8 protein-coding genes are annotated in these 4,590 nt (G+C 77.4%); 3 read left to right on the forward strand and 5 right to left on the reverse strand.

Annotated elements, in window-relative coordinates:
• Nucleotides 1-34 precede the first annotated feature (34 nt).
• From E1283_RS32370 to E1283_RS32390, 5 genes are all read right to left on the reverse strand, one after another.
• Entirely contained in the window at nt 35-817 is a 783-nt protein-coding gene (locus E1283_RS32370) for an anti-sigma factor (protein ID WP_132821731.1), read from the reverse strand.
• Complete coding sequence (gene sigK / locus E1283_RS32375; RefSeq protein ID WP_132821732.1) at nt 817-1,401, reverse strand: ECF RNA polymerase sigma factor SigK; 585 nt, start codon at nt 1,399-1,401, stop codon at nt 817-819. Before sigK ends, E1283_RS32370 begins: the two co-directional genes overlap by 1 nt.
• Nucleotides 1,402-1,567: 166 nt before the next feature.
• Nucleotides 1,568-1,909 (reverse strand): Asp23/Gls24 family envelope stress response protein, encoded by a 342-nt coding sequence (locus tag E1283_RS32380; protein WP_132821733.1) that lies wholly within the window; start codon nt 1,907-1,909, stop codon nt 1,568-1,570.
• Nucleotides 1,906-2,562, reverse strand: coding sequence for an Asp23/Gls24 family envelope stress response protein (locus E1283_RS32385; RefSeq protein ID WP_243745258.1), 657 nt, complete (start codon nt 2,560-2,562; stop codon nt 1,906-1,908). Before E1283_RS32385 ends, E1283_RS32380 begins: the two co-directional genes overlap by 4 nt.
• The gene (locus tag E1283_RS32390; RefSeq protein ID WP_243745257.1) at nt 2,559-3,119 is read right to left on the reverse strand and encodes an RNA polymerase sigma factor; all 561 of its coding nucleotides are present in this window, start codon (nt 3,117-3,119) and stop codon (nt 2,559-2,561) included. The genes E1283_RS32385 and E1283_RS32390 overlap by 4 nt, the downstream gene beginning before the upstream one ends.
• Before the next feature lie 124 nt (nt 3,120-3,243).
• Here E1283_RS32390 and E1283_RS32395 point away from each other — a divergent pair, with 124 nt between their 5' ends.
• The 3 genes from E1283_RS32395 to E1283_RS32405 are packed head-to-tail and all read left to right on the forward strand — an operon-like array spanning nt 3,244 to nt 4,555.
• Entirely contained in the window at nt 3,244-3,816 is a 573-nt protein-coding gene (locus tag E1283_RS32395) for an Asp23/Gls24 family envelope stress response protein (RefSeq protein ID WP_132821734.1), read from the forward strand.
• Complete coding sequence (locus tag E1283_RS32400) at nt 3,813-3,995, forward strand: hypothetical protein (RefSeq protein ID WP_132821735.1); 183 nt, start codon at nt 3,813-3,815, stop codon at nt 3,993-3,995. Before E1283_RS32395 ends, E1283_RS32400 begins: the two co-directional genes overlap by 4 nt.
• The gene (locus tag E1283_RS32405; protein ID WP_132821736.1) at nt 3,992-4,555 is read left to right on the forward strand and encodes a DUF6286 domain-containing protein; all 564 of its coding nucleotides are present in this window, start codon (nt 3,992-3,994) and stop codon (nt 4,553-4,555) included. Before E1283_RS32400 ends, E1283_RS32405 begins: the two co-directional genes overlap by 4 nt.
• The last annotated feature ends 35 nt before the right edge of the window (nt 4,556-4,590 follow it).

A 4,590-nucleotide genomic window follows, 5' to 3' on the forward strand; every position in this document is an offset into this window, starting at 1 on the left:
CCTCCCGACTCCCCCTCCGACGCACCCTCCCGACTCACCCGGTGGGGAAGGCCATCACCGCCAGGGGTTCGCCGGTCGGCTCCGGCGAGCCGCCGGCCGGCTCCACCGTCACGCCCATCCCGGACGCGCCGTCCACCGCGCCCTCCAGCATCCGCCACTCGCCGGCCCCCGAGCCCAGCAGACCGGCCGGCCGCATCCCGCCCTCCTCGTCGAACCACAGCTGGTACACCCGGTCGTCCGGCAGTTCGGGCAGCCCCGTCGCCAGGAACGCCGCCCGGTCGGCCTCGGCCGACACGACGACGCTCGCGCTGCCGCCGCCCGGCAGTGGCCCGCTCGCCAGCCGCGCGTCCCCGGCCGAGAGCACCGCGGCCAACTCGTCCGCCCGCCGCTCGGCCGACTCGGCCCGCCGTTCCGCGTCCTGGGTGGCCCGCCACTGCCACAGCGTGCCGCCGGCGCCCGCCGCGGCCACGGCCACACAGGCGGCCAGCGCCAGGCCGAGCAGCCGGCGGCGCCGCCGCCCGGCCGGCGCCTCGTCGCGCTCCGCGACCGGCGGCCGGTCCTGCCGCACCGTGGCGATCCGGCGCAGCACCGCCGCCCGCATCCCGGGCGGCGGCGCCTCGGCCACCGCCATCCCCAGCCGGGCGGTCGTCTCCGCGAACTCGACGACCTCCGCCGCACAGGACGCGCACCGCCGCACATGCGCCTCGAACAGCTCGCGTTCCCGCTCCGACACCGCGTTCAGCACGTAGGCACCGCCCAGCACGTGCGGCTCCGTGTCGCTCGCGGCCACCCCGCCACCGTCGTCGTGCCCGCTCATCACAGGATCACCCCCAGGCAGTCGCGCAGCCGGATCAGCCCGTCCCGCAGCCGCGTCTTGACGGTGCCCAGTGGGAGCGACAGCAACTCCGCGACCTCGCGGTAGGTCAGCCCCCGGTAGTAGGCGAGGGTCACCGACTCACGCTGCCGGTCCGTCAACGCGCCCAGGCAGCGCCGCACCTGCTCCCGCTCCAGACGGGTCTCCACCTGCTCCGTCACCTCGTCGAACGCCGGGGTGCGCGCCAGCAGCGCGGCCCGCTCCTCGCGCGCCCCGGCCGCCTCCTCCGCCCGCACCCGGTCGACGGCGCGCCGGTGGGCCATCGTCATCACCCAGGCCATCACCGAGCCCCTTTCCGGCCGGTAGTGGGCGGCCCGCCGCCACACGTCCACCAGCACCTCCTGGGCCACCTCCTCCGACTGCGCCGGATCGCGCACCACGCCGCGGACCAGGCCGAGCACCGGACCGGCCACGGCGTCGTACACGTGGGCGAACGCGTCCTGGTCGCCGCGCGCCACCTCGGCGACGCGGTCGGCGAGCGTCGGCCCCGGCTCCACGCCGTCGACGAGACGGGCATGTTCCCTCATCGGGCGCACCCCGCTCCCCGACACGGGGCCGAATGGGCAGGCCGCGGGACACACTGCATAGACGCACTCCTCCATGGACGGCGGACAGGACCCCGCCGCGCGGGTGCCCCTCGCTATTCGGCGCCGCCCCACGCGCGGGATTGGTCCGATCCGGTGCCTCACCCGATCAGGTGATATTGGTGATCGTCACCTTGACAGACAGCCTGGCCCGGGCCGGCAGCGTCTCGCGGGCGGCCTCGGCGACGGCGGCCCGCACCGTCCGGGCGACGTCGAGGGCCCGGTGGCCGGCCAGCACGGCCAGGTGCAGCTCGATCGCCCACCGCTCGGGCTCCGTCCGGTGCCTGACCCGGACCCCGGCCGGGCGCGGATGGTCCGCGCCGCGCAGCAGGGCGGCGAGCCCGGGCCGCAGATAGGCGACGCCCTCGACCTCGCGGGCCGCCCGCGCGGCCCGCTGGGCGAGACGGTCCGCGGTCGGGACGCGGCCGGTGGTCGGGTGGTGTCGGGTCACCGTGGCCTCCCGTTCGGTCGGTGGGCGTCGTCGTCGGCGGCCACCAGGACGTCGACGACGGCGATGTCGACGACGCGGACGTCGAGGCCCAGCGTCTCGCGCGCCGCCCGGGTGATCCGCTCCCGCAGCACCCGGGCCAGCTCCGGCACCGTCCAGGTGAGGCCGGCCGCCACCTCGATCCGGACCCGCAGCGGGCCGCGCGCCTCGGCCGTCGCCCCCGCCCCGGCGACCGGCGCCACCCGGCAACTGCCCGCGCGCACCCCGGGCATGGCGTCGGCCACCGCCCGGAACGTCCGGGCCGCGGCGGACTCGACCAGCCACAGGTCCTCGGCCGGCTCGCCGAGCGGCAGCGGCCTGCCGGGCCGCAGTTCGCGCCGTACGAGGTCCATCACCCGGTCCGTGACGGAGGTGGCGCGGGCCCGCTCCGCCTCGGCCACCGCCTCGGCCTCGGTGGCGCGCTCGCGGCGCACGAAGTCGTCGAGCACGCCGAGGTCCGCGACGGCGGCCGAGCAGTGCGGGCAGGCCGCCAGATGCGGATCCGCGGCCGTGGTGCCGTCGTCGCACGCCTCCCACACCGCGCTCAGCGTCCGGCCGCACGGCAGCACGTCCGACGCGACCTCGGCCTCCTCGTCCCGCGGAGGTGGGACGTTCATCGCCACGCGCCCATCACCTCCATCAGCTGGCGCCGTGCCCGGTGGATCCGGCCGCGGACCGCCGGATGACTGATGCCGACCGCGTCCGCGATGTCCTCGTACGACAGGCCGTGCAGCTCCCGCAGCACCCAACAGGCCCGCTGCTCGGCCGACAGCCCGGCCAGCGCGTCGGACAACGCCGCCGCTGCCGCCGTCGACTCGGCCGCGCGGACCGGCGACGCCTGGTACTCGGGGGCCACCGGCTCGGGGACCGCGTCGAGCCCCGTGGTGGGCCGCCGCGCCCGCAGTTGGTTCAGACACCTGTTCGTGACGATACGGTACATCCAGGTCAGGAACGCGGCCTCGCCGCGGAACTCCGGCAGCCGCCGCCAGGCGTTGACGAAGGACTCCTGGACGGCGTCCTCCGCCTCGGCGTGGTCGCCGAGCAGCCGGGAGGCCAGCCGCAGCAGCACCGGGCCGTGCCGGCGCACCAGGATCTCGAACGCCTCCTCGTCGCCCTCGCCGGCCCGAACGGCCAGCAGCGCGTCGGGAGTCGACGTCCCCTCCGCCTCACGCACCCACCGGCTCCTTCCACCACGCGTGGGGAACGGGCCGGAGAAAAAACCGCGAACCCGCGTGACGTTCGACGCCCGGGCCGTGTCCAACCGCCGTCAGCATCCGAACCGACGTGAGGAGAAGGACATGGCGACTCGAACGGCGTCCCCGGCGGAGAAGCTTACGGCGACCGCGACGGAGCCCGCCACGACGGAGCCCGCCACGACGGAGCCCGCCACGACGGAGCCCGCCACGACGGTGCCGCACGCCAGGACCACCGGCGCCTCGGCCGGCACGACGGTCAGCGACGGCGCCTCCGGCGTCGACGAACCGGCGGTCAGCCGGGGCAAGACCTCGATCGCGGACGGCGTGGTCGAGAAGATCGCCGGCATGGCCGCCCGCGAGGTGCCGGGCGTGTACGCCCTGGGCGGCGGCTTCGCCCGCGCGTTCGGCGCGGTCCGCGACCGGGTGCCCGGCGGTGGCGGCCGCGCCAACGTGGCCCGCGGCGTGCACGCGGAGGTCGGCAAGCGGCAGACGGCCATCGACCTCGACGTGGTCGTGGAGTACGGGGTGGCCATCCAGGACGTGTCGGGCGAGATCCGGGAGAACGTCATCGCCGCGCTGGAGCGGATGACCGGCCTGGAGGTCGTCGAGGTGAACGTGGCCGTGGGCGACGTGCACCTGCCCGAGGACGATGACGACGAGACCCGGGTGGCGTGACGGTGGCCTTCATGGGACTGGCGGCCGGCATGGCGCTCGGCTTCGCCGCCTGGTTCGGCGGATTCGCCGCGTTCCTGCTGGTGGGGGCGCTGGGCGCGGTCGGGTTCTGCCTCGGCCGGCTGGCCGAGGGCGACCTCGACCCGGGCCGGCTGCTTCGGGCGCCGGAGCGCCGGCGGTGAGACCGGCGCGGGCCGAGCCGGCCGCCGGCGCCGCGCCGGCCGTGGCCCGGCGGGCCCCCGGCGGCCGGCGGACCCCGACCCGCGCCGGCACGCCGGTGGAGTCGGTCCGGGTCCTGGCGCACGCGCCGCCGCCCCGCCGCCGGTGGCCGGCCCCGGCCGGCGCGCTGCTCGCCCCGGCCGCCGCGCTGCCCGGCCTCGCGCTGGCCCGCGAACTCGCCCTGCCCGCACCGGACACGGCGCTGGTCACCGCCGCCGTGACGCTGGCGCTCCTCGGCGGCTGGCTGGTCCGCCGCGCGGTCGTGCCCCTGGCCCCTGCCCGCGCCGGCCTCGACCTGTCGGCGGTCGCGCTGCTGCTCCAGGACACCGCCGCCGAGACGCCGGGCGTGGCCTGCGCGCACGTCCGGGTCCGGCGGCGGCGGGCCACCGTGGCGGTCCGGGTGCGTTGCGGGGATCCGGAGACGGCGCACGACTGGCTCGTCGAGACGCTGACCGCCCGGCTCGCCCGCCTGTCCCCGGACCGGCCGTTCCGGCTCGTCGTCCGGGTGACGCCGCACCGGTGACCGCGTGACCCCGACGGCGGACACCCGGCCCGCCC

Source organism: Streptomyces hainanensis, from assembly GCF_004348415.1.
In the GTDB taxonomy this organism is placed as follows: Bacteria; Actinomycetota; Actinomycetes; order Streptomycetales; family Streptomycetaceae; genus Streptomyces; species Streptomyces hainanensis.

Coding starts and splice junctions, on each gene's coding strand:
- E1283_RS32370 (WP_132821731.1), bottom strand. CDS start 817: ATGAGCGGGCACGACGACGGTGGCGGGGTGGCCGCGAGCGACACGGAG.
- sigK (WP_132821732.1), bottom strand. CDS start 1,401: ATGAGGGAACATGCCCGTCTCGTCGACGGCGTGGAGCCGGGGCCGACG.
- E1283_RS32385 (WP_243745258.1), bottom strand. CDS start 2,562: ATGAACGTCCCACCTCCGCGGGACGAGGAGGCCGAGGTCGCGTCGGAC.
- E1283_RS32395 (WP_132821734.1), top strand. CDS start 3,244: ATGGCGACTCGAACGGCGTCCCCGGCGGAGAAGCTTACGGCGACCGCG.